The organism is Mesorhizobium sp. M0030, from assembly GCF_040323695.1.
Taxonomy (GTDB): Bacteria; Pseudomonadota; Alphaproteobacteria; order Rhizobiales; family Rhizobiaceae; genus Mesorhizobium.
In genome coordinates this window covers 149,179-172,423 of the sequence record NZ_JAMYVE010000005.1, presented here as the reverse complement: position 1 = coordinate 172,423, position 23,245 = coordinate 149,179, and the positions used below count along the sequence as shown (strand labels likewise).

20 protein-coding genes and 2 pseudogenes are annotated in these 23,245 nt (G+C 63.7%); 20 read left to right on the top strand and 2 right to left on the bottom strand.

All coding sequences use genetic code 11. The features are described from left to right. Window positions 1-2: 2 nt before the first annotated feature. From NKJ80_RS12910 to NKJ80_RS12890, 5 genes and pseudogenes are all read left to right on the top strand, one after another. On the top strand, window positions 3-1,790 hold the full coding sequence (locus tag NKJ80_RS12910; protein WP_352497664.1) for an IucA/IucC family protein: 1,788 nt from the start codon (window positions 3-5) through the stop codon (window positions 1,788-1,790). Further along, on the top strand, window positions 1,787-2,851 hold the full coding sequence (locus tag NKJ80_RS12905; protein WP_352497662.1) for a GNAT family N-acetyltransferase: 1,065 nt from the start codon (window positions 1,787-1,789) through the stop codon (window positions 2,849-2,851). Before NKJ80_RS12910 ends, NKJ80_RS12905 begins: the two co-directional genes overlap by 4 nt. Continuing rightward, complete coding sequence (locus tag NKJ80_RS12900) at window positions 2,848-4,668, top strand: IucA/IucC family protein (RefSeq protein WP_352497661.1); 1,821 nt, start codon at window positions 2,848-2,850, stop codon at window positions 4,666-4,668. Before NKJ80_RS12905 ends, NKJ80_RS12900 begins: the two co-directional genes overlap by 4 nt. Then, the gene (locus NKJ80_RS12895; RefSeq protein ID WP_352497660.1) at window positions 4,665-5,999 is read left to right on the top strand and encodes a lysine N(6)-hydroxylase/L-ornithine N(5)-oxygenase family protein; all 1,335 of its coding nucleotides are present in this window, start codon (window positions 4,665-4,667) and stop codon (window positions 5,997-5,999) included. Before NKJ80_RS12900 ends, NKJ80_RS12895 begins: the two co-directional genes overlap by 4 nt. Before the next feature lie 110 nt (window positions 6,000-6,109). Beyond that, window positions 6,110-6,804: pseudogene (locus NKJ80_RS12890) on the top strand (aspartate/glutamate racemase family protein). A 16-nt stretch (window positions 6,805-6,820) separates the two neighbouring features. On the opposite strand, the gene NKJ80_RS12885 reads toward NKJ80_RS12890, so the two are convergent. Then, window positions 6,821-7,009, bottom strand: coding sequence for a hypothetical protein (locus tag NKJ80_RS12885; RefSeq protein WP_352497659.1), 189 nt, complete (start codon window positions 7,007-7,009; stop codon window positions 6,821-6,823). A gap of 138 nt (window positions 7,010-7,147) precedes the next feature. On the opposite strand from NKJ80_RS12885, the gene NKJ80_RS12880 reads away from it, so the two are divergent. From NKJ80_RS12880 to lepB, 7 genes are all read left to right on the top strand, one after another. Next, window positions 7,148-7,543 carry an AGROH133_08824 family phage infection protein gene (locus NKJ80_RS12880; protein WP_023684099.1) on the top strand — a complete coding sequence of 132 codons (396 nt, stop codon included), beginning with the start codon at window positions 7,148-7,150 and terminating at the stop codon, window positions 7,541-7,543. 246 nt (window positions 7,544-7,789) lie between these two features. After that, on the top strand, window positions 7,790-8,350 hold the full coding sequence (locus NKJ80_RS12875) for a F0F1 ATP synthase subunit delta (RefSeq protein ID WP_023700226.1): 561 nt from the start codon (window positions 7,790-7,792) through the stop codon (window positions 8,348-8,350). Then, entirely contained in the window at window positions 8,350-9,879 is a 1,530-nt protein-coding gene (atpA, locus tag NKJ80_RS12870; protein ID WP_023684101.1) for a F0F1 ATP synthase subunit alpha, read from the top strand. Before NKJ80_RS12875 ends, atpA begins: the two co-directional genes overlap by 1 nt. 34 nt (window positions 9,880-9,913) lie before the next feature. After that, the gene (locus NKJ80_RS12865; protein ID WP_023668672.1) at window positions 9,914-10,798 is read left to right on the top strand and encodes a F0F1 ATP synthase subunit gamma; all 885 of its coding nucleotides are present in this window, start codon (window positions 9,914-9,916) and stop codon (window positions 10,796-10,798) included. A 70-nt stretch (window positions 10,799-10,868) separates the two neighbouring features. Continuing rightward, entirely contained in the window at window positions 10,869-12,440 is a 1,572-nt protein-coding gene (gene atpD / locus NKJ80_RS12860; protein ID WP_023698224.1) for a F0F1 ATP synthase subunit beta, read from the top strand. Window positions 12,441-12,549: 109 nt separating this feature from the next. Next, window positions 12,550-12,957 carry a F0F1 ATP synthase subunit epsilon gene (locus NKJ80_RS12855; protein WP_352497658.1) on the top strand — a complete coding sequence of 136 codons (408 nt, stop codon included), beginning with the start codon at window positions 12,550-12,552 and terminating at the stop codon, window positions 12,955-12,957. Window positions 12,958-13,575: 618 nt separating this feature from the next. Continuing rightward, window positions 13,576-14,229, top strand: a complete 654-nt coding sequence (lepB, locus tag NKJ80_RS12850; protein WP_023668675.1) for a signal peptidase I — start codon at window positions 13,576-13,578, stop codon at window positions 14,227-14,229. A 28-nt stretch (window positions 14,230-14,257) separates the two neighbouring features. Here lepB and NKJ80_RS12845 read toward each other — a convergent pair whose 3' ends face one another. Continuing rightward, a complete protein-coding gene (locus NKJ80_RS12845; protein ID WP_352497657.1) occupies window positions 14,258-15,766 on the bottom strand; it encodes a mannitol dehydrogenase family protein in 1,509 nt (502 codons plus the stop codon). 175 nt (window positions 15,767-15,941) lie between these two features. Here NKJ80_RS12845 and uxaC point away from each other — a divergent pair, with 175 nt between their 5' ends. The 8 genes and pseudogenes from uxaC to NKJ80_RS12805 all read left to right on the top strand — a co-directional run bounded on the left by uxaC (window position 15,942) and on the right by NKJ80_RS12805 (window position 23,071). Next, the gene (gene uxaC, locus NKJ80_RS12840; RefSeq protein WP_352497656.1) at window positions 15,942-17,351 is read left to right on the top strand and encodes a glucuronate isomerase; all 1,410 of its coding nucleotides are present in this window, start codon (window positions 15,942-15,944) and stop codon (window positions 17,349-17,351) included. Window positions 17,352-17,389: 38 nt separating this feature from the next. Continuing rightward, window positions 17,390-18,367 carry a TRAP transporter substrate-binding protein gene (locus NKJ80_RS12835; protein ID WP_023684104.1) on the top strand — a complete coding sequence of 326 codons (978 nt, stop codon included), beginning with the start codon at window positions 17,390-17,392 and terminating at the stop codon, window positions 18,365-18,367. A gap of 70 nt (window positions 18,368-18,437) precedes the next feature. Further along, the gene (locus NKJ80_RS12830; RefSeq protein ID WP_023668678.1) at window positions 18,438-19,001 is read left to right on the top strand and encodes a TRAP transporter small permease; all 564 of its coding nucleotides are present in this window, start codon (window positions 18,438-18,440) and stop codon (window positions 18,999-19,001) included. Then, a pseudogene (locus NKJ80_RS12825) lies at window positions 19,002-20,280 on the top strand (TRAP transporter large permease). Between the two features lie 23 nt (window positions 20,281-20,303). After that, window positions 20,304-21,080, top strand: a complete 777-nt coding sequence (locus NKJ80_RS12820; RefSeq protein WP_023684107.1) for a FadR/GntR family transcriptional regulator — start codon at window positions 20,304-20,306, stop codon at window positions 21,078-21,080. 20 nt (window positions 21,081-21,100) lie between these two features. After that, the gene (gene kduI, locus NKJ80_RS12815) at window positions 21,101-21,958 is read left to right on the top strand and encodes a 5-dehydro-4-deoxy-D-glucuronate isomerase (protein WP_352497655.1); all 858 of its coding nucleotides are present in this window, start codon (window positions 21,101-21,103) and stop codon (window positions 21,956-21,958) included. Further along, window positions 21,955-22,722 carry a 2-dehydro-3-deoxy-D-gluconate 5-dehydrogenase KduD gene (gene kduD, locus NKJ80_RS12810; RefSeq protein ID WP_352497654.1) on the top strand — a complete coding sequence of 256 codons (768 nt, stop codon included), beginning with the start codon at window positions 21,955-21,957 and terminating at the stop codon, window positions 22,720-22,722. Before kduI ends, kduD begins: the two co-directional genes overlap by 4 nt. Window positions 22,723-22,732: 10 nt before the next feature. Then, window positions 22,733-23,071 (top strand): cupin domain-containing protein, encoded by a 339-nt coding sequence (locus NKJ80_RS12805; RefSeq protein WP_023684110.1) that lies wholly within the window; start codon window positions 22,733-22,735, stop codon window positions 23,069-23,071. The last annotated feature ends 174 nt before the right edge of the window (window positions 23,072-23,245 follow it).

Here is a 23,245-nt window from a genome sequence, read left to right as displayed (position 1 = left end):
ACATGGAACAAGTAAAACCAGAATCTTCCTCTGCATTAAGCCCGTTCCTCAACGCGTTGCTGCGGGAATGGGATGGCTGGGAATTCGTCGACGCCAGCCAAACCGGGCTGTTTCGGCCGCAGGCGGCCGTGCTGCGTCTGAATTTCCCTGCCTCGCGCGCGGCGGTGCTCGTCGAGGCGCGGCATCGCTCGAAGGTTGGTTACCACGATTTCGCGATGCCGCTCTGGCGCCTCGATATTAGTAGCGAGGGGGCCGATGGCGAGGCGTCCGAGATCGACCTTTTCAGCCTTTTGGCGCTGATCCTGGCGGATCCCGACATTGCCGGCCGGGCGACAGCGAAAAGCCGACTGACCTTCCTGCGCCGCAGCCTGGCCAGCATCGCCGCAATCGCTGACGCGACTGCGGCGCGTGGATCGTCGCGGCCCTTCTCCGAAGGCGATCCTGATTTCATCGATGCCGAAAGCGCCCTGCGCTTCGGCCATGCCGTGCATCCGGCGCCGATGAGTCGCGAAGAGTTCACGCACACGGATTCCGCGCGCTTCGGGCATGAATACTGCAATGCGTTCAAACTGCGCTGGTGGGCCGTCGACCCGACCATCCTCACTGGGGGCAGCGTCGAGCCGCTAGATGTCACCGAGATGGTCCGCGGGCTTGCCGCCAGCGATCCGCAGCTGCTTGCTCGGGCTGGCAAGCAACAGGGCAAGGTTCTCGTTCCGATGCATCCGTGGCAGGCCGTACGGCTCATGCTGGAAGACCGCGTCGAGCGCCTGTTTTGCGCCGGCCGTATCGTCGATGTTGGGCTCGGCGGACCAGCGTGGCGGGCCACGACCTCGCTGCGCACGGTTCATTCAGCTGAAGCCGAGTGGATGCTGAAATTCTCGCTCAGCCTGCGCCTGACTAATTCCAGGCGCATCGTCGAGGAGCATGAGTGCCGGCGCGGCCTTTCGGTGCACCGGCTGGTCAAGGGCAAGCTCGGCGGCGCCTTGCAGAGCCGCTGCCCAACCATGACGGTGCTGGGTGAGCCCGCCTGGTTCGGCCTGCGTGACGAAGACGGCCGGCTGATGACGGATACCATTGTCTCGTTTCGCGAAAACCCGTTTCGCGGCACGGGCAATCCGCCGGCTGCCGTTCTCGGCGCGCTTTGCGAGCGCCATCCCGGCCGTACCGAAAGCCATCTGTCCGACCTGGTCCACCGTATCGCCCGCGACGAGAAGCGACCTGTCGAGGAAACGGCGCGTTTGTGGTTCGAGCGTTTCCTTCATGCTGCCATCGAGCCGTTTATCGTTGCCTTCTCGGAATTAGGCCTGCTGTTCGGCGCCCATCAGCAGAACCTCGTCGTCGGTCTTTCCGGAGGCTGGCCGAATGCGCTCTATTTTCGCGACTGCCAGGGCACTGGTTATGTCGAGGAATTCCTGCCCAGGCTGCGCGAATTCGTGCCCGAGGCCGGTCAGGCGGGCGATCATGTCTTCCCAGCGGAAGCGGCCGCGAAGCTGTTCGGCTACTATCTGGTCGTCAATGGCGCTTTCGCCGCCGTCGCAGCCCTTGCCGCCGCTGGCCTTACCAACGAAGACGATCTGCTGGCGATATTCCGCCGCTCGCTCGAGCGGCTGGCCGCCACGCCGATGGCTGACCGGTCCTGCGTCGACTATTTGCTCAACGCGCCGACGCTCGCCGCCAAGGGCAATTTCCTGATCGCGCTGCGCGACATCAATGAGAACACCGAAGTGACCGACCCGCTGGCAGGTTACGTCGAGCTTCCGAACCCCCTGCATGTGAGAGAATACGCATGAACATCGAGGCTGCGAAAAACTGGTCACCCGCCACCGTCGCCGGCAACGAAGGATGGCAGCATCTGGCCTCGGCCGCGGAGCCGCTCGCCATCCGTGCCGGCGATGGCCATGTCAGCCTGGTCAACGCTGAGGGAACAGGGGTGGGACAGGCCCGCATCTCCGACGCGGATGGCCGCCTGCTCATCGACGATGTCGCGTTTATTGGCGGTCGCCTCGACCAACCGCAAATCCTGGCAGGTCTCGTCGACGCCGTGCTGCGCCTGCATCCTTCCTTCGACTGCGCCTTCCTGCCGGCGGCCAAGACGCTGTGGCCGGTTTCGGCGCTGGCCACCGAGACGGTTCCGGGTGAACCGGAATGCGCCGTCATCCATCGCTCGGTCCTGCGCCAGCTGCCGCTGCTGTGGCGCAGCCAGGCCTCGCATGTCACCTATCCGGCATTGACGACCGCTATCGGCCCGGAAGACCGGCTGCCGCCATTGCGCCAACCGCGCCCCTGCGGCCCGATGTACGAACGCTGGATTCCGGAGATCGGTCTCACCGTGTCGCTGCGCCCGATCGACCGCCGGACCGATCTCGACCTCTTCCATCGCTGGATGAACGATGGCCGTGTCGCCTTCTTCTGGGAACTTGCCCAGAGCCATGAAGAGCTCGACAAATATCTCGCCGAGCAGGAAAGCGATCCGCACATCTTCGGCGTCATCGCCAGCTTCGATGGGGAGCCGACCGGCTATTTCGAGTTCTACTGGGCCAAGGAGGACCGGCTCGGGCCTTATTACGAGCCACTCGACTGGGATCGCGGCTGGCATGGGCTGATCGGCAATACGCGCCATCTCGGCCGGCCGAAGACGCTGGCTCTGTTCCGTTCCGTCACCCACTATCTGTTCCTCGACGAGCCGCGCACGCAGCGCGTCGTCGGCGAGCCACGCGCAGCGCACCAGAAGATGCTGAGCTATTGCGCCGGCGCCGCCTACGACAAAGTCAAGGAGTTCGACTTCCCGCACAAGCGCGCGGCACTGGTCTGCTGCGAGCGGGAACGCTTCTTCCGCGAGGTGCCGCTGTGACGGTGCAGCAACCGATTGCCAAAGCGGGCGAGGCGACACGCTGGGCCGCGATCAACCGCGATGCCGTCGCCAAGGCCATTTCCGAACTGACCTTCGAGGAGTGCCTGTCGCCCCGCGAGCTTTCGCCCGGCCGATGGAAACTGACGCTCGGCCCCGGCGTGACCTATCGCTTTGCCGCGACGCGGCGCCTGTGGGGTCAGATCGCCGTCCGTCCGGAGACGCTGACCCGCGATGCCGGCATCGAGCTGCCGGTCGACGATGCGGTCGCCTTCTTCGCCGACGCGCGCGAGACGCTCGGCATGCCGCCGGCAACATTCTGCACCTATGCGAAGGAGCTTTACAACACGCTGATGGCCGACATGCGGATCGCCAAAGCCCGCGGCAATCGACCAGCCGCCGAACTAGCCGCGCTGCCGGATACCGAGTTGCAGGCATTGCTCGACGGCCATCCGAAGGCGCCCGCCAACAAGGGCCGGCTCGGCTGGGGACGGGACGACTTCGAGCGCTACGCGCCAGAATCGGCTGCCGCATTCCAGCTCTTCTGGCTTGCCGCCGCCAGCGATCGCTGCCTGCTGGCGCTTGACTGCGGGCTCGACGAAGAGGCGCTGCTGCAGGCCGCACTCGGCGACTACGAGCGCGCAAGGCTCGAAGCGGCTTTCAGCGCCGCCGGGATCTCGCGATCGACGCATAGGCTGCTGCCGGTCCACCCCTGGCAGTGGCAGGCGATGATCGCCTCGCAATATGGTAGCGAGATCGCCGCCGGCCGGCTGGTGCCGCTTGGCCAGTTCGGCGATCCGTTCCTGCCCCTGCAGTCGCTGCGCACTCTTGCCAATGTGGCGCGGCCCGAGGCGCTGCACGTCAAGCTGCCGCTGACCGTCCTCAACACCTCAGCGTGGCGCGGCGTGCCGGGCAAATACATGGCGATCGGCGCCGATCTGTCGCGCTGGCTGGCCACGGTGGCGGCCGCGGACCCGGTGCTCAAGGACGTCAAGGTGCTGAAGGAAGTCGCCGGCGCCTTCTATCCGCATCCGCACTATACCGGCGTTGAAGGTGCGCCCTATCAGTTTTGCGAGATGCTGGGCGCCATATGGCGCGAAAGCCCCGAAAAGGATCTGACAGCGGGCCAGCGGCCGATGATAATGGGCGCCCTGCCGCAGCGCGACGCCCATGGCAGGCCGATCGCCAGCGCCCTGATGGAGCAGTCCGGCCTTGGTCCGGAGGCATGGCTCGATCGCCTGTTCTCCACGGCCTTCGTGCCGCTCTACCACTTCATGTGCCGTTACGGCCTCGGCTTCATCGCCCATGGCCAGAACGTCACCATCATCCTCGACGGAGCGGCGCCTCTCGGCGTGGCGGTCAAGGATTTCCAGGGCGACCTCGATCTCGTCGACCAGCCGTTTCCCGAACTGGCCGGCCTCGACCCCAAAATCCTGTCGACGCTGAAGCGCCGGCCCCCGGCACATCTTCTCCAGCATCTGCAAACGGGACACATCGTCAGCGTTCTGCGTTTCCTGTCCGAGGCGCTGGCCGCCTATGACCGCTTCGACGAGAGGACTTTCTACGCCATCCTGGCCGGCGCCATCCGGCGCTACCAGGCGCAGAACCCGGATCTGTCGGAACGGTTCGCGCTCTTCGATCTGTTTGCTCCGAAGATCCCACGCATCGCCATCAACAAGGTGCGCTTCGCCATCGGCTACGGCGACAGCGGCGAACGCCCTCTGCCCGACCTTGGCACACCGCTCGACAATCCGCTTAACCCCGAGTCAGCCCGGCGATCTCCCATCAGCCCAGCCAGCTCCATAAGGAGTTCGCCATGACCCATACGCTTGACCTCGCAGGCATCGGCATCGGGCCGTTCAATCTCAGCCTCGCCGCCCATCTCGATGCGGTGGACGGCGTCGAAGCGCGCTTCTTCGATCGGGCGACGCGGCTCGAATGGCACCCGGGCATGATGCTGCCGGGCGTCGAACTGCAGACATCCTTCCTCAAGGATCTCGTCACCGCGACGCATCCGACCAGCCCATGGTCGTTCATGTCCTATCTGGTCGCGCAGAAGCGGTTCTATGAATTCCTCAACGCGGATTTCTCAGCCATCCCGCGGCCGGAATTCGCCCGCTATCTCGGATGGGTCGGCGAGAACTTGTCTTCGCTGCGCTTCGCCAGCGCCGTCGACCGGATCGACTTCGACGGAACGAATTTCAGGCTGCGTATCGGCCGCGAGCAGGTGAACGCGCGCAATCTCGCCATTGCCGTCGGGCTGGTGCCCAACATCCCCGCCTGGGCGCGGGCGGCGGCATCCGATCAATGCTTCCACAACGCCCAGGCCGCCAACCGCCTCGATCGCCTGAGCGGACAGCGTGTCGCCGTGATCGGCGGTGGCCAGAGCGGCGCCGAAGTGCTTCTGCATCTGATCTCCTCCGACCGCTTCGCCGGCCGCGAAATCGAGTGGATCTCGATGCGGCCGAATTTCCTGCCACTGGACGACTCGCCTTTCACCGACGAACTCTTCACGCCGGGCTATGTCGAAAGCTTCCATCGGCTGCCGCAAGGGCGGCGTGAGACGATCCTGGAACAGCAACTGCTTGCCGGTGACGGCGCATCGACGAGCACACTGAAGGCGATCTATCGCCAGCTTTACACGCTGCGGCACCTCTCGGAGGAAGCGACGGCGGTCAACATGACGCCGCACCGCGAAGTGCTGAACGTGACGCGGGAAGGCAGCGAATACCGGCTGATCATGCGCAACGGCTTCGACGGCGCCATCGAGACGCGCACCGTCGATGCGGTGGTTCTGGCCACCGGCTATGCCTTTGCCATTCCTGATTGCATGGCGCCGCTCATGAACAGGATCGCGCTGGACGAGCGCGGTCATTACAGGCTCAACGCCAGCTTCGAGGTCGAATGGGACGGGCCCGACGACCGCCGGATCTACGCGCTCAATGCCGGCCGGCTCAGCCATGGCATAGCCGAGCCGCAGCTCAGCCTGATGGCTTGGCGCAGCGCCAAGATCGTCAATTCGCTGCTCGGGCGGGCACAGTTCGATCTCGATCTGACCGATCCGCCGGTTGCCTGGAGTTCAAGGCACACGATACAAAGCCTGCATCATCTCGGCGCCAATGCGAGGATGACCGAATCGGGCGCGCGGTGATGTTTGTGGAGGCGGGCCGAAGAGCGTGGTACGGCGCGCGTTAAGGTTGACATCGACCCGTAAAGCTTTTCTGTGAGAGAGATCGTTCGGTCCTGCTGGAGGCTCAGCGCATGAAAACCATTGGCCTCATCGGCGGCATGAGCTGGGAATCGACGGCGATTTATTATCGCCTGCTCAACGAGATCGTGCGCGAGCGGCTGAGCGGGCTGCATTCGGCAAAGCTGTTGCTCTATTCCTTCGACTTCGCCGAAATCGCCGACCGGCAGCATCATGGCGACTGGGACAGTGCGGGCGTGCTGCTGGCGAATGCGGCGCGCAAGCTGGAGGCGGGCGGCGCAGAGGGGCTTTTGATCTGCACCAACACCATGCACAAGCTCGCCGACCGGGTGCAGGCGGCGGTGTCGATCCCGCTTATCCACATTGCCGACGCCACGGCCGTCGCGGTCAAGGGCGCCGGCGTCAAGCGGCCGGCGCTGCTGGCGACCCGCTTCACCATGGAGCAGGATTTCTACAAGGGCCGGCTGACGGAGAAATACGGGCTGCAGCCCGTGGTGCCGGACAGGCCGGGCGCGACATGGTGCACCAGGTAATCTACGACGAGCTCTGCCGGGGCATCGTCAGCGCGGCATCGAAGGCGGCCTATATCGACGAGGTCGCCCGTCTGCGGCGCGATGAGAAGATCGATGGCGTCATCATGGGCTGCACCGAGATCACCATGTTAATTGGCCAGCGCGATTTCGACATTCCGGTGTTCGACACCACGCGCATCCATGCCGAGGCGGCGGTCGCATTCATGCTGCCCTGAAGGGCCAAAACAGAGATCAGGGCTGGGCGGCCACGGTGACATTGCCGCTGCCGACAACTTGCAGCTTCCATCGATCTGCTTCCGTGCCGGCCAGATTGAGGTACCTGGTCAGGAAATAAAGGCGATCGGTGTCGGGGCCTTTGGCTGTGCAAAACCGGTCCTGCAGATAGGAGGGAGGCGTCGCCTGATAATACAGGTTGGCCACGATGCTGGGCGGACGCGCGCGCGGCCTAAACAGCCTTCCGCTCCTTCACGAATTGCGTGCCAAAACTGCCGCGCGCTTGACTTCTTTTTGCAGCGACATTCAATACATCCGGCATTGCTGTGAGGGGATGAAAGCAAGATGGAATTTGCGTTTCCGTGGCCGACCAGCCAGGGCGAATGGCTGGCTTGGTCCAGCGCCGTCGTCACCTTGGCGCTCGGTCTGCTGTTTTTCCTCGCGCCAGGGCTGGCATTTCGGATTCTGCGGCTGCAGGTCCGGCCCGAAAGGGCAGCGGCAATCGCGGAAGGGCGCGGCCGCATGTCGGGCTTTTATCTCGGCGTCAGCCTGTGCTGCATTCTGTTGGCGCAGCCGTGGCTCTATATGGCACTCGGCTTTTCCTGGCTGTTCACCGCTTTTGGCCGTTTGCTGTCGATGATGTCGGACGGCGCCAACACGCCTTTCAACTGGGCGTCGATCGTCGTCGAACTCGTCCTGGCCGCGTTGCCGCTTGCCTTCGTCTTCGGCTTTCTGCCCTGAATCGGCAGCCAATCCAAAGGCTTCGGTTGAACTCTGCGGCCGGATGCGACAATAGTGCCCGAAAAGCATGCGGGACGACGCATTGCGGTCTTAAAATGCCTGTGCTAGACGGCAATCGACTTTCGGCCGGGGATAGCGGAAGCCGCGCCTCCGTGCTTGGAAAAACTTAGTAAGGTCAAAGATTTAGCCAGAGTTTTTGCTCGCGCCAACAATCTGCGGCCCCTCAGACAAGAGAAAAGACGGTCCGTGGCTCAATCGTCATCGCCAATCTCAGGTGTCGCAGAACGTTACGCGGGTTCGCTGTTCGAACTTGCGCTGCAGTCGAATTCGGTGGCCAAGGTCGAGGCCGACCTCAACAGTTTCGCCAAGATGCTGGATGACAGCGCCGACCTGACGCGCCTCATCAACAGCCCGGTGTTCTCCAGCGAGGACCAGGCCAAGGCAATCGCGTCGATCGCCGACAAGGCCGGCATCACCGGCCTGACCGGCAATTTCCTGCGCGTCGTCGCCCGCAACCGCCGGCTCTTCGCGGTGCCCGGCATGATCAAGGCATTTCGCCGGATCTCTGCCGAACAGCGCGGTGAGACATCAGCCGAGGTCACTTCGGCGCATGAACTGACGGCTGCCCAGCAGACGGAACTCAAGGCCGCGCTGAAAAGCGTCGCCGGCAAGGACGTGGCCATCACCGTTACCGTCGATCCGTCGCTGCTCGGCGGGCTGGTGGTCAAGATGGGCTCGCGCCAGATCGATACGTCGCTCAAAACCAAACTCAATTCGCTCAAGCTTGCACTGAAAGAGGTCGGCTGATGGACATCCGCGCCGCGGAAATTTCCGCAATTCTCAAAGACCAGATCAAGAATTTCGGCAAGGAGGCCGAGGTCTCCGAAGTCGGCCAGGTGCTGTCCGTCGGTGACGGTATCGCTCGCGTCTACGGCCTCGACAATGTCCAGGCCGGCGAAATGGTCGAGTTCCCCGGCGGCATCCGCGGCATGGCGCTCAACCTCGAAGCCGACAATGTCGGCGTCGTCATCTTCGGCGCCGACCGCGACATCAAGGAAGGCGACATCGTCAAGCGCACCGGCGCCATCGTCGATACGCCTGTCGGCATGGGCCTGCTCGGCCGCGTCGTCGACGCGCTAGGCAATCCGATCGACGGCAAGGGCCCGATCAAGGCGACCGAACGCAAGCGCGTCGACGTCAAGGCGCCAGGCATCATCCCGCGCAAGTCGGTCAACGAGCCGATGTCGACCGGCCTCAAGGCCATCGATGCGCTGATCCCCGTTGGCCGCGGCCAGCGCGAGCTGGTCATCGGCGATCGCCAGACCGGCAAGACCGCGATCATCCTCGACACGATGCTCAACCAGAAGGCCGTGCACGACAACGGGCCGGAAAAGGAAAAGCTCTACTGCGTCTACGTCGCCATCGGGCAGAAGCGCTCGACGGTCGCGCAGTTCGTGAAGGTTCTCGAAGAGCGCGGCGCCCTTGAATATTCGATCATCGTCGCCGCCACAGCTTCCGATCCGGCGCCGATGCAGTTCCTGGCGCCGTTCACCGGCGCCACCATGGGCGAATATTTCCGCGACAACGGCATGCATGCGCTGATCAGCTATGACGATCTGTCGAAGCAGGCCGTCGCCTATCGCCAGATGTCGCTCTTGCTGCGCCGCCCGCCGGGTCGCGAAGCCTATCCGGGCGACGTGTTCTACCTGCATTCGCGCCTGCTCGAGCGCGCCGCCAAGCTCAACGACGATCTGGGTGGCGGTTCGCTGACCGCGCTGCCGATCATCGAGACGCAGGCCAACGACGTGTCGGCCTACATCCCGACCAACGTGATCTCGATCACCGACGGCCAGATCTTCCTCGAAACCAACCTGTTCTTCCAGGGCATCCGTCCGGCGGTCAACGTCGGCCTGTCGGTGTCGCGCGTCGGTTCGTCGGCGCAAATCAAGGCGATGAAGCAGGTCGCCGGCTCGATCAAGGGCGAGCTCGCGCAGTACCGCGAAATGGCTGCGTTCGCGCAGTTCGGCTCCGATCTCGACGCCGCCACGCAGCGCCTGCTCAACCGCGGCTCGCGCCTGACCGAACTGTTGAAGCAGCCGCAGTTCTCGCCCCTCAAGGTCGAGGAGCAGGTCACGGTGATCTTCGCCGGCGTCAACGGCTATCTCGACAAGCTGGCGCTGAACCAGGTCGGCAAGTTCGAGCACGGCCTGCTCAGCCATATGCGCTCGGCCGGCAAGGACGTGCTGGACGGCATCCGCAAGGAAAAGGCGCTGTCGGACGATCTGCGCGCCAAGCTGAAGGCCGAGATCGACGCCTTCGCCAAGACCTTCGCTTGAGAAGAAGCCGGACGCTCGGGATCAGGTTTGAAGCATGCCTTCATTAAAAGACCTTCGTAACCGTATCGCCTCGGTCAAGGCGACGCAGAAGATCACCAAGGCGATGCAGATGGTCGCCGCGGCGAAGCTGCGCCGCGCGCAGGAAGCAGCGGAGGCGGCGCGTCCCTATTCCGAGCGGATGGGTGCGGTGCTGGCCAATATCACGCAGGCGATCGGCGGCGGCGGCGATGCCCCGGCGCTGATGACCGGCACCGGCAAGGACGATGTGCATCTGCTCGTCGTCTGCACCGCCGAGCGCGGCCTGTGCGGCGGCTTCAACTCGCAGATCGCACGTCTGGCCCGCGACCATATCCGCCGGCTTCTGGCCGACGGCAAGCAGGTCAAGATCATCTGCGTCGGCAAGAAGGGTTTCGACATTCTGCGCCGAGACTATGCCTCGCTGATTATCGACCGCGTCGACCTGCGCGATGTCAAGAAGCTCGGCTTCGTCAATGCCGATGCGATCGCCCGTAAGATCATCCATCTGTTCGGCGAAGGCGGCTTCGATATCTGCACGCTGTTTTATTCGCAGTTCAAGTCGGTGATCAGCCAGATTCCGACCGCGCAGCAGATCATTCCTGCCGGCGTGGCTTCCGCTCCCGCCGAAGCGACCGCCGGTGGCAATGCCGTCTACGAATACGAGCCGGAGCCGGGCGAGATCCTCACCGACCTCATTCCGCGCAACATCTCGGTCCAGGTCTTCCGCGCGCTGCTCGAAAACGCAGCCGGCGAGATGGGCGCCAAAATGAGCGCCATGGACAATGCAACGCGCAATGCCGGCGACATGATCAACAAACTGTCGATCACCTATAACCGCCAGCGGCAGGCGCAGATCACCAAGGAACTGATCGAAATCATTTCGGGCGCCGAAGCGCTCTAGGCGCGACCGCCAGGAGGTCATCGACCTTCTGATGGAGCGTGAGAAACAAAGGACGAGAAGGGTAAAGACGATGGCGAAAGCAGCGACCCCCGCGAAGACGGCCCCCAAGGCGGCCGCAAAGGCTCCGGCAGCAGCGGCGAAGGCCGCTCCGGCCAAGAAGGCGGCCGCGCCCGCCAAGGCCGCGGCCCCGGCAGTGAAGACGACGAGCGTTGCCGTCAAGAAGACCGGCGCCATCGGCAAGGTTCGCCAGGTCATCGGCGCCGTCGTCGACGTGCAGTTCGGCGATCATCTGCCGGCCATTTTGAACGCTATCGAAACCTCCAATGTCGGCAACCGCCTGGTGCTCGAAGTTGCCCAGCATCTGGGCGAAAACACCGTGCGCTGTATCGCCATGGATTCCACCGAAGGCCTGGTTCGCGGCCAGGACGTCTATGACACCGGCGCGCCGATCACCGTTCCGGTCGGCCCGGGCATGCTCGGCCGCATCATCAACGTCATCGGCGAGCCGGTCGACGAAGAAGGCCCGGTCGACGGCATCGAGATGCGCGCCATCCACCAGCCGGCGCCTACCTATGTCGAACAGTCGACGGAAGCGCAGATCCTGATCACCGGCATCAAGGTGCTCGACCTTCTGGCGCCCTACGCCCGCGGAGGCAAGATCGGCCTGTTCGGCGGCGCCGGCGTCGGCAAGACGGTTCTGATCCAGGAGCTGATCAACAACGTCGCCAAGGCGCATGGCGGCTTCTCGGTCTTCGCGGGCGTCGGCGAGCGCACCCGCGAGGGCAACGATCTTTATCACGAGTTCATCGAGTCCGGCGTCAACAAGAAGGGCGGCGGCGAAGGCTCCAAGGCGGCACTGGTCTATGGCCAGATGAACGAGCCGCCGGGCGCGCGTGCCCGCGTCGGCCTGACCGGCCTGACGGTCGCCGAATATTTCCGCGACCAGGGCCAGGACGTGCTGTTCTTCGTCGACAACATCTTCCGCTTCACGCAGGCCGGTTCTGAAGTGTCGGCGCTGCTCGGCCGTATTCCTTCGGCCGTGGGTTACCAGCCAACGCTGGCCACCGACATGGGTGCGCTGCAGGAACGCATCACCACAACGACCAAGGGTTCGATCACTTCGGTGCAGGCGATCTACGTGCCGGCCGACGATTTGACCGACCCGGCGCCTGCGACCTCGTTTGCCCACCTGGACGCGACGACCGTGCTCAACCGCGCGATCTCGGAAAAGGGCATCTACCCCGCCGTCGATCCGCTCGACTCGACCTCGCGCATGCTCGATCCGCTGGTCGTCGGCGAGGAGCACTATGCCGTCGCCCGCCAGGTGCAGTCGATCCTCCAGCGCTATAAGTCGCTGCAGGACATTATCGCCATCCTTGGCATGGATGAGCTGTCGGAAGAGGACAAGCAGACGGTGGCCCGCGCCCGCAAGATCGAGCGCTTCCTGTCGCAGCCGTTCTTCGTCGCCGAAGTGTTTACGGGTGCGCCGGGCAAGCTGGTCGACCTCGCCGACACAATCAAGGGCTTCAAGGGCCTCTGCAACGGCGACTACGATCACCTGCCGGAAGCCGCCTTCTACATGGTCGGCGGCATCGACGAAGCGGTCGAGAAGGCTCAGCGCCTGGCGGCTGAAGCAGCGTAATCAAGGCAATAGGGAGTAGTCAGTAGTCAGTAGTGAATAGCGGCCGGGTGATCAGGACAGCTGTCCTCGCCCTACTCCCCACTCACTATTCCCTACTCACTAAATTGACATGGCTGAAGCTTTCAAGTTCGAACTGGTCTCGCCGGAGCGCCTCCTGGTTTCCGAGCAGGTCGAGTCCGTCGTCATTCCAGGCGCCGAAGGTGAAATGACGGTCATGGCGCACCATGCGCCGGTCATGACCACGATCAAGCCGGGCGTCGTCACGCTGAAGACAGCGGCTGGCAAGGAAGAGCGCTATGTGGTGTTCGGCGGCTTTGCCGACATCGTCCCGGCCGGCTGCACGCTGCTCGCCGAATCGGCGGTCGCCGTCGGCGATATCGACCGCGCCGATCTCGCCCGCCGCATCCAGGAAGCCAAGGAAGACGCCGCCGACGCCAAGGACGACCAGAGCCGCAGCAAGGCGGAGCAGTTCCTTAGCCAGCTTACCACGCTCGAAGGCGCGTTGCTGCCGGCGTAAGCCGCAGAATGACTTGAAGAAAAGGCCGGGCTCAGCCCGGCTTTTTTGTTGCGGCCGCCATCCTGGATCGTCTCGCATAGGCGCAGGGCCTTGGCGGGATTTCAGGGCGGGCAGCCAGCATGATCAGATCGGGTGGCGGCATGCCGGCTGCCAGTCAGGGCGAGATGAGCTTGTATTAGGCGATGGCGCCGGCGGAACCGCGATTTGGCTGCGGCGGTACAGTCGGATCGGGGCTTGCCCCTGCTTTCTGGTTGTTCGACAGTCCGGCTGTCTATCGATTTGGGGTGGCCGATGACGGAACAGACAACGCAACCGGAAGCGGCCTCGCGATCCCGGTGGACGACGGCGCTGATCGCGGCCTTTGGCGGTCCGTTCGGCGGGTTCCTTTGGATCGGCGCCGGCCGGCCGGCGGTTGCCAGCCTGGTGGTGATCAGCGCCATAAGCATTGCGCTGACATATGTGGGATTCCCGGTTCTGCCGGGGGTCGATCTCGCCTGGCTGGTGGATCTCTCCAGTTTAGGTCTCATGGTCCTGTGGGTAGCGCTCGTCGTGCCTTTCGCGTCACGATACAGACCGAACCGGTGGTATTCACACTGCCTTTCGGTGCTGCTGTTGGCCATGCTGACCTCCTACGGAGCCGCGTTAGCGATCCGCACATTCCTCTTCCAGCCGTTTTCGACCCCGGCAGGCAGCATGACACCAACGCTGGAACTCGGCGACTATTTCTTCGTCTCGAAGTTTGCCTATGGTTACAGCCGCTACAGTGTTCCTCTTGGGCTGCTGCCCTTCGAAGGCCGGATCTTTGCCGCCGAGCCGAAGCGCGGAGATATTGTGGTGTTCAAATTTCCAGCGGATCCGAGCATCGACTACGTCAAGCGGGTCGTTGGACTGCCGGGCGACAAAATCCAGATGGTCGACGGAATCCTTCGCATCAATGGTGTGGCGGTCAAACTCGAGGATGTTGGTCCGTACAGCTCCGAGGACTCTCCCCAAAGCGCCAGACTGCAACGTGAAACCCTCCCCAACGGCGTTTCCTATTCCGTCATCAGTCTTACGGACAATTCAATAACCGACAACACGCGGGTGTTCGACGTGCCCGAAGGCCACTATTTCGTGCTTGGCGACAACAGGGATAATTCCTCCGATAGCCGGCTCAGTGTCGGCTTCGTTCCTGCCGAAAACCTGGTCGGCAAGGCAGTGCGACTGTTCTGGAATTCGCAAGGCACGGAGTATTCGTCGCGGCAGAGGCTGGACGCTCCGGCGGGACAATAGGCTTGAAATGGGCGGTTCCGGACCAGCTTCAGCCTACGTTTGTCGGCTCCGGTATGCCGAGCGCTGAGAGCGCAAGCACGATCCCGCCTTGCAGGATATGCTCGCGATGAGCGGCGACCAGTTCGATCAGCGTCTGCCGCTCGGGCTTGCCGCTGGCGAAGCCGGCCCAGTCGAACACCGCCGCTACTCGTTCCAGCATCCGTCGTTCGTCGAGCGCCGCCAGTGCCGCGTCGAGCGGATCGGTAAAGTGGGCTTCCGGCAGGTCCTTGCCGCGCGCCTCGCAGGCGGCGATCCAGGCGGCGATCACCAGCGTCAGATGCTCCGGGACCAGGCCGGCCTGGATGCGCTCGATGGCGGTAGCGACAATGCGTTGCGGCAATTTCTGGCTGCCGTCATTGGCGATCTGCGCCGTGCGGTGGGCAAGCGCTGTGTTGGAGAAACGTTCGGCAAGTTCGGCCGTATAGGCTGACGTGTCGAGCCCGGCATCCCCAGGCAATGTCGGGATGGCCTCGGCCCAGAGCCGGTCGACGAACGCGCGGATCGCGGGATCCGCGAAGGCGCGGTCGACGGTGACGTGGCCGCTGAGCAGGCCGATATAGGCGATGCCCGAATGGGCGCCGTTGAGCAGCCGAAGCTTCATGTCCTCGAACGGCCGGACATCCTCGACCATGGTGACGCCGAATTTCTCCCAGGCCGGGCGGCCGGCTGGAAACCTGTTTTCGATCACCCATTGCCGGAACGGTTCGGTCATCACCGGCCAGGCGTCCTCGAGGCCGAGTTCGACCGCGATGCGCGCCCGGTCGGCATCGGTGGTTGCCGGCACGATGCGGTCGACCATGCTCGATGGGAATGCAACGTCATCGGCTATATGACCGGCGAGGGCAGCGTCGCCTGAAGCAGCAGCGCCGGCATCGCGCAGTTTTGCAAACCCGACCAGCAGCCGGTGCAGCGTGGCGCCATTGGCCGGAAGGTTGTCGCAGCACAGCACGGTGAAGGGCGGCGTGCCGGCGGCCCGGCGTCGCACCAGCGCTTCCGCCAGGAATCCATGCGCTGTCCTGGGAGATCCGGGATTGCCCAGATCGTGGACGATATCGGGATGGTTTTCGTCGAGGCTGCCGTCGGCGGCCCTGAGATAGGCCTTTTCGGTGATGGTCAGGGTGACGATGCGGGTGCGCGGGTCGGTCAGCGCGGCCAGCACCGCGCCGGGGTCTTCCGGCGCGACCAGCATCGACTGGATCGAGCCGATAATGTGCAGCGCTTCGCCATCGCTGCCGCGCACCGCCAGCGTGTAGAGCCCGTCCTGTGGCGTCAGCGCATCGCGCGTGTCGGGGCTGCGCAGCGAGACGCCGACAATGCCCCAGCCGGTCTCGCCCGCCGCTAGGCAGTCATCGACATAGGCGGCCTGATGGGCACGGTGGAAGGCTCCAACGCCGAGATGGACGATGCCTGGGGCGACACTGGCGCGATCATAGGGGGGGACCGCGACCGAGGCCGGCAAGGATTGCACTGTTGCGTTGGAAAGGCGTCTGCTGGTCATGGCGCGGCTTGTCGCTGGATGGTGAGCGGGGCGGGATCTGCTAGCGGCCTAACATCCGCTCTTCCGCCGCACAATGACCTGACGCCGGTTAAAAGTCATCATACAACAATCCAGTTTTTGTATGTTGACATTATTTCTTTCCAATCCTACCGATATCGCCCCTGGGAGGAACGACGTGGCGGGACTGACCGATCCGGATCTGCTTTTTGCCGCCGAAGGGCGCGCGCTGTCGATCGCGCGCGATCTCCATGCCGGCATCAAGGACCTGCCGATCATCAGCCCGCACGGCCACACCGATCCGCGTTGGTATGCGCTCAACGAGCCATTCCCCGATCCCGCGCAATTGCTGGTGGTGCCCGACCACTACATTTTCCGTATGCTGTTCAGCCAGGGCGTGCGGCTGGAAGATCTCGGCGTCCCGACCCTCGACGGCTCGCCGGTCGAGACCGATCCCAGGGCGATCTGGCGGCGCTTCGCCGAGCACTATTACCTCTTCCGCGGCACGCCGACGCGGTTGTGGCTCGACCATGTGCTGGAGCATCTGTTCGGCATCGAAGAGCCGCTCAACGCCAGCACCGCTAGCCGCCATTACAACACCATCGCGGCGCTTTTGCAGCGCGACGATTATCGCCCACGCGCGCTGTTCGAGCGCTTCAACATCGAGGTCATCGCGACGACCGAGGGCGCACTCGACGATCTCCAATGGCACAAGACGATCCGCGACAGCGGCTGGCAGGGCCGCGTCATCACTGCCTACAGGCCGGATGCCGTCGTCGATCCCGACTTCGAAGGATTTTCGGCCAATCTCGATCGTCTGGGCGAGATCGCCGGCTGCGACACCGGCACATGGGCCGGCTATCTCGACGCGCATCGCCAGCGCCGCGCCTTCTTCAAAAGCTTCGGCGCAACCTCGTCGGACCACGGCCATCCGACGGCCGAGACCGCCAATCTTTCCGATGCGGCGGCGGAAGAGCTGTTCAACCGCATCCGCCGCGGCTCGGACGACGAGCGCGAGCGCAAGCTGTTTCGCGCCCAGATGCTGACCGAAATGGCCAAGATGAGCCGCGACGACGGGCTGGTCATGCAGATCCATCCCGGCTCCTGGCGCAACCACTCGCCTGGTGTTTTCCAAAAATTCGGCCGCGACAAAGGCTTCGATATTCCGACCCGCACCGACTATGCCGCGGCGCTCAAACCCTTGCTCGACTGCGTCGGGCTGGAGCGCGACCTCTCCATCATTCTGTTCACGCTCGACGAGACCAGCTACGCGCGCGAACTGGCGCCGCTGGCCGGCGTCTATCCGGCGTTGAAGCTCGGGCCGGCCTGGTGGTTCCACGACAGTCCGGAAGGCATGCGCCGGTTCCGCGAGATGACCACCGAGACCGCCGGCTTCTACAACACCGTCGGCTTCAACGATGACACCCGTGCCTTTCCGTCGATTCCCGCCCGTCACGATGTGGCGCGCCGGGTTGACTGCGCCTTTCTCGCCCGTCTCGTCGCCGAGCACCGGCTGCGTGAGGACGAGGCGCATGAGCTGGCGCGGGAGCTTGCCTACACGCTTGCCAAGAAGGCGTACCGGCTGTGAGCCGGGCGCGTGGAATTTTAAAAGGGAGGAAGACAGTCATGTTGCATTTTTCAAAACTGATGGCAGCCACATTCGCCTTCGGCTCGCTGATGATCGGCGTTGCCGGCGCCCAGACCGTACTGCGCTCGGCCGACACCCATCCGGACGGGTATCCGACCGTCGAGGCGGTCAAATATCTCGGCGAGCTCATCAAGGAGCGCACCGCCGGCCGCTATTCGGTCGAGGTCTATCATTCGGCGCAGCTCGGCGAGGAAAAAGACACGATCGAGCAGACGCAGACCGGTGTCATCGATCTGAACCGCGTCTCGATGGGTCCGTTCAACGGCATCGTGCCGGAAACCGCGGTGCCGTCGCTGCCCTACATGTTCCGTTCGGTCGAGCACATGCGCCATGTCATGGACGGGCCGATCGGCGACGAGATCCTCAAGGCCTTCGAGACGCATGATCTGGTCGGCCTTGCCTTCTACGATTCCGGCGCCCGTTCCTTCTACAACACCAAGAAGGACATCACCTCGATCGCCGATCTGAAAGGCATGAAGTTCCGCGTCATCCAGTCCGACGTGTTCGTCGACATGGTCAACGCGCTTGGCGCAAACGCCACGCCGATGGCCTATGGCGAGGTCTATTCGGCGCTCGAAACCGGCGTCATCGACGGCGCCGAGAACAACTGGCCCAGCTTCGAATCCGCCAAGCACTACGAAGTCGCCAAGCACTATACCGTCGACCAGCACCAGATCGTGCCGGAAGTGCTGGTGATGTCGAAATCGAGCTGGGACAGACTGACGCCGGAAGACCAGGCGATCGTCAAGCAGGCGGCCAAGGATAGCGTCGTCAAGATGCGCGAATTGTGGGACGCGCAGGAGAAGAAGTCGCGAGAGATCGTCGAGAAGGCCGGCGTCAAGGTCAGCGAGATCGACAAGCAGCCGCTGATCGATGCGATGAAGCCGGTCTACGACAAGTATCTGAAGACGCCGGAGCTCAAGGACCTCGCGACGCGCATCCAGGCGACCAAGTGATTTTCTGGCGGGGCGGCATGGCGCCGCCCCGCCAATCGCTTTTAGGGGACGGAAAGACCGGGAGGATCGGATGACTGCGGGAACGGCCAGGAGCGGAGCGCCACCGCGCTTCAGCGCGGTGCTTTCGAAGATTTGCGACGGTGCGCTCTATCTCGCGGGCATCGGGATGGTCGCCATGACCGCGCTTGTTGCCTACCAGGTGTTTTCCCGCTTCGTGCTCAACGCGTCACCGAGCTGGACCGAAGTCACCGCCATCATGCTGATGAACTGGTTCATCTTCCTGGGCGCTGCCGTCGGCGTGCGCGAGAATTACCATATGGGCTTCGACGTGCTGCTCTATATCCTGCCCAAGGGCAGCAAATGGGCGCTGCGCACGCTGTCCGACCTGATCGCGTTCGGCTTCGGCTTCGGCATGGTCTGGTACGGCTGCAAGCTGGTCGGGCTGACCTGGCACACTGTCATCCCGGCGCTCGAACTTCCCGGCGGTTTCGACTATCTGCCGCTGGTTGCCGGCGGCTTTCTGATCTGCCTGTTCTCGGCCGAACGCATCGCGCTGCGCTGGTCCGGCGCCGACATCGACAAGGATATCAATCTCGAAGAAGTGCCGGAAATGCCGGCCGTGCAGGAGGCCTAGATGGAACTCTGGATCCTGTTTGGCGTCTTCACGCTTTTGATGTTTGCCGGCACGCCGATCGCCTTTTGCCTGGGTGCGGCGTCCTTCGCCACCGTGCTTTATCTCGGCCTGCCGCCCCTGGTGGTGTTCCAGCAATTGAAGTCGGGCATGTCGGCGTTCTCGCTGATGGCGATCCCGTTCTTCATCTTTGCCGGCGACCTGATGGTGCGCGGCGGCATCGCGCAGCGCATCGTTTCCTTTGCCGGCTCGCTGGTCGGTCATGTCCGCGGTGGGCTCGGTCAGGTCAACATCATCGCCGCGACGTTGTTCGGCGGCATTTCCGGCTCGGCTGTGGCGGAAGCCGCTGCCGTCGGCGGGCTGATGATCCCGCAGATGAAAGCGCGCGGCTACGGAGCCGACTATGCCGTCAACGTCACCTCGATGGCGGCGCTGATCGCGCTGCTTCTGCCGCCGTCGCAGAATGATCATCTATTCGATCGCCGGCGGCGGCAAGATTTCGATCGCCGACCTGTTCACCGCCGGTATCCTGCCTGGTCTGCTGTTCGCCGCTTCGCTGATGGTCACCGCCTATTTCGTCGCCCGCAGCCGCGGCTACCCGGTCGAGGCTTTTCCCGGCTTCTCGCGTGTCGGCCAGCTGGCGGTCATCGCCATCCCCGGACTTCTGCTCATCGGGATCATCTTCGGCGGCGTTCGCTCGGGCATTTTCACGGCGACGGAAAGCTCCTGCATCGCCATCATCTACGCTTTGCTGGTCACCGTCTTCGTCTACCGGTCGATGGCCTGGGGCGATTTCGTCCATGCCACAAAGGGCGCGGTGCGCACGACCTCAATGGTGCTGCTGATCATCGGCACGGCGGCCTCGTTCAGCTGGCTGATGGCCTATCTCAAAGTGCCGGTGTTGCTGATCGCAGGCATGAACGCCATCTCCACCGATCCGCTGGTGGTGCTGCTTCTGCTCAACGTCTTGATGCTGCTGCTCGGCACCTTCATGGACATGGGGCCGATGATCATCATCTGCACGCCGATCTTCCTGCCGCTGGTCACCCATTACGGCGTCGACCCCGTGCATTTCGGCGTCATCACCATCCTCAATCTCGGCATTGGCCTCAACACGCCACCGGTCGGCACGGTGCAGTTCGTCGCCTGTGCCGTCGGCAAGATTACGGTCTGGGAAGCGATGCGCTCGATCTGGCCGTTCTATGGCGCGGGCATCGTGGTTCTGGGGCTGGTGACCTATATTCCGGCGATTTCGCTCTGGTTGCCGAGCGTGTTCAAATAGGCGTCTTCAAACAGGGGTGCGATATGGCATCGGATAGCGCTGTTGATCTCAGGGTCGAGAGAAAACCCAAACTGTCGGAGACCGTCGTTGCGGCGATCCGCAAGCAGTTGCAGGCGGGCGAGATCCTGCCCGGCCACAAATTGCCGACCGAGGGCCAGCTGACCGAGACCTTCGGCGTCAGCCGCACCGTCATCCGCGAAGCGCTGGCCAAGCTCGCCGCCGACGGGCTGGTCGAGGCGCGCCAGGGCGCAGGCGTGTTCGTCACCGAGCACATCTCAACGATGTTCGGCGCGCTCGCCGCCGACATGGGCAGCAAGGATTCCATCGCGCTCAATGTGCTCGAAGTGCGCCTGGCCGTCGAAATCGAATCGGCCGGGCTCGCCGCCATTCGCCGCAACGCCGCGCAGGAAGCAGCGATCCAGGAAGCGTTCTTCGAATTCGAACGGCTGCTTCTCAACAGCGAGCCGACCGGTCCGGCCGATCTCGCCTTCCACCGGGCAATCGCCAGCGCCACCAACAACCCGTTCTATGTCGAGATGCTCGATGTGCTCGGACGCCGCGCCATTCCCTGCGACGTGACCTCGCCCTGGTCGACGGAACTTGTGCAATCCGACAGCTATCAGCGCGGGCTGCAGCGCGAGCATCTGGTGATCCTGAATGCGATCACGTCAGGCGACGCCGAAGCCGCGCGCGAGGCGATGCGCACCCATCTCACCGCCAGCCAGCAGCGCTACCGCGAGCGCCTGCACGCCCGCCAGGTCTTTTATGCCGACTCGGTCAGGGCGACGGCATCCGAATAACCATTTCAGCCGGAGCAGTAATGTCTCAAAGTCACCCGCATACCGATTTCACCTCGCGTTTCGCCATCGACCCGGTTGCCGCGGCTTCTATGGGCACCGACGAACTGCGGCACAACTTCCATATTGACGACCTGTTCCAGCCGGGACGCGTCAGCCTGACCTATGCCCATTATGACCGCATGATCGTCGGCGGCGCCGTGCCGGAAGGGACAGCGCTGCCGCTGGAAGCGATCAAGCCAACGGGGACCAGGAATTTTCTCGACCGCCGCGAGCTGATCATCGTCAACATCGGCGGCGCCGGCTCGGTGACGGCAGATGGCGACACCCACCAGTTGCAGGCGCGCGACATGCTCTATCTCGGCATGGGCAGCACCGACGTTTCGTTCGCATCGGCCGATGAGGGCGCACTGGCCAAGTTCTATCTGCTCAGCGCGCCTGCGCATCACACCCATCCCAACCGGCTGATCCGCATTGGCGATGCCAAGCGCCTCGATCTCGGCAGCAAGGAAACCTGCAACGAACGCTCCATCTTCCAGTTCATCCATGCCGATGGCGTCAAGACCTGCCAACTGGTGGTCGGTATGACCCAACTGGCGCCGGGCTCGGTGTGGAACACCATCCCTTGCCATGTGCATGACCGGCGCATGGAGGCCTATCTCTATTTCGACCTGCCGGAGACGGCGCGCGTCTTCCATTTCATGGGCGAGCCGGACGAAACGCGGCATCTGGTGATGGCCAACGAGGAGGCGGTGCTGTCGCCGGGCTGGTCGATCCATTCGGGGGCCGGCACCTCCAATTACGCTTTCATCTGGGCGATGGCCGGCGACAACGTCGACTACACCGATGTCGACCCGGTGCCGCTGGGCGAATTGCGGTGAGCGGCCATTCCTCCTTCAGCCTGGCCGGCAAGCGCATCCTGATCACCGGCGCAAACACCGGCATCGGCCAGGGCATCGCGGTCTCGATCGCGCGTGCCGGCGGTACGGTCATAGGTGTCGGCCGCTCGGCGATGGACGACACGGAAAGACAAGTCGCGGAAGCCGGCGGCCAGTTCGAGACTGTGCGGTGCGATCTCGCCGATCATGTTGCCGCCAAGGCGATGCTCGACCAGGTGTGGGAGAAGACCGGCCCGATCGACGGCCTGGTCAACAATGCCGGCATCATCCGCCGCGCCGATGCGGTCGATTTCTCCGAGGCCGATTGGGACGACGTCATCGACGTCAATCTGAAGACGCTATTCTTTCTCAGCCAGGGTTTTGCCAGGCGCGTGCTGACCGACCCGAGGCGGCGCGGCAAGATCGTCAACATCGCCTCGGTGCTGAGTTTCCAGGGCGGCATCCGCGTCGCGTCCTACACCGCGTCGAAACATGGCGCGCTCGGCATAACCCGGCTGCTGGCCTGCGAATGGGCGGCAAAAGGCATCAACGTCAACGCCATTGCGCCCGGCTATATCGAAACCAACAACACCGAGGGGTTGCGCGCCGATCCCGACCGCAGTGCTGCCATCCTGGCGCGCATTCCGGCGGGACGTTGGGGCGGGCCGGAAGACATAGGCGATGCCGCCGTGTTCCTGCTGGCGCCAGCGTCCGACTATATGCATGGCGCGGTGATTCCCGTGGACGGCGGCTGGCTGGCGCGATGAGGAGATGGTCATGATTGAAGCAAAGATTTTCGCACAGCCCGGCGAGAGCGCCTGGACGCCGACGCCGGACGGCAACAGACGCCGCGTTCTCGTCTCCACCGATGAGCTGATGATGGTCGAGTTCGGCTTCGACAAGGGCGGCGTCGGCGCACTGCATTCGCACCCGCATGTCCAGGCCAGCTATGTCGCCGAAGGTCGCTTCGAGGTGACCATCGACGGCCGCACCGCGACCATCGAGACCGGCGGCAGCTTCATCGTGCCGTCCAATCTGGTGCACGGCGTCAAGGCGCTGGAGGCCGGGCGCCTGGTCGACAGCTTTACCCCGCACCGCGCCGATTTCCTGGCCTGAACCTTTTTCGGCAATTCCAGAAACAGGAAACCCGCGCCTCCTGGGGAGGCGCGGGCTGTTGCCTGTGCGCTCGTGGCGCAGCGGTACTCGAAACATCGCCGCAGGGTTGGACGGTGCCGCAACATGGTGAAGATAGGTTTAACGATGCCAATCAGGTCGATCGCCGGTGGGGTG

Coding starts and splice junctions, on each gene's coding strand:
- NKJ80_RS12865 (WP_023668672.1), top strand. CDS start 9,914: ATGCCTTCATTAAAAGACCTTCGTAACCGTATCGCCTCGGTCAAGGCG.
- NKJ80_RS12910 (WP_352497664.1), top strand. CDS start 3: ATGGAACAAGTAAAACCAGAATCTTCCTCTGCATTAAGCCCGTTCCTC.
- NKJ80_RS12835 (WP_023684104.1), top strand. CDS start 17,390: ATGTTGCATTTTTCAAAACTGATGGCAGCCACATTCGCCTTCGGCTCG.
- lepB (WP_023668675.1), top strand. CDS start 13,576: ATGCTGACCTCCTACGGAGCCGCGTTAGCGATCCGCACATTCCTCTTC.
- NKJ80_RS12905 (WP_352497662.1), top strand. CDS start 1,787: ATGAACATCGAGGCTGCGAAAAACTGGTCACCCGCCACCGTCGCCGGC.
- NKJ80_RS12845 (WP_352497657.1), bottom strand. CDS start 15,766: ATGACCAGCAGACGCCTTTCCAACGCAACAGTGCAATCCTTGCCGGCC.
- kduI (WP_352497655.1), top strand. CDS start 21,101: ATGTCTCAAAGTCACCCGCATACCGATTTCACCTCGCGTTTCGCCATC.
- NKJ80_RS12880 (WP_023684099.1), top strand. CDS start 7,148: ATGGAATTTGCGTTTCCGTGGCCGACCAGCCAGGGCGAATGGCTGGCT.
- NKJ80_RS12820 (WP_023684107.1), top strand. CDS start 20,304: ATGGCATCGGATAGCGCTGTTGATCTCAGGGTCGAGAGAAAACCCAAA.
- NKJ80_RS12830 (WP_023668678.1), top strand. CDS start 18,438: ATGACTGCGGGAACGGCCAGGAGCGGAGCGCCACCGCGCTTCAGCGCG.
- atpD (WP_023698224.1), top strand. CDS start 10,869: ATGGCGAAAGCAGCGACCCCCGCGAAGACGGCCCCCAAGGCGGCCGCA.
- NKJ80_RS12855 (WP_352497658.1), top strand. CDS start 12,550: ATGGCTGAAGCTTTCAAGTTCGAACTGGTCTCGCCGGAGCGCCTCCTG.
- NKJ80_RS12805 (WP_023684110.1), top strand. CDS start 22,733: ATGATTGAAGCAAAGATTTTCGCACAGCCCGGCGAGAGCGCCTGGACG.
- NKJ80_RS12895 (WP_352497660.1), top strand. CDS start 4,665: ATGACCCATACGCTTGACCTCGCAGGCATCGGCATCGGGCCGTTCAAT.
- atpA (WP_023684101.1), top strand. CDS start 8,350: ATGGACATCCGCGCCGCGGAAATTTCCGCAATTCTCAAAGACCAGATC.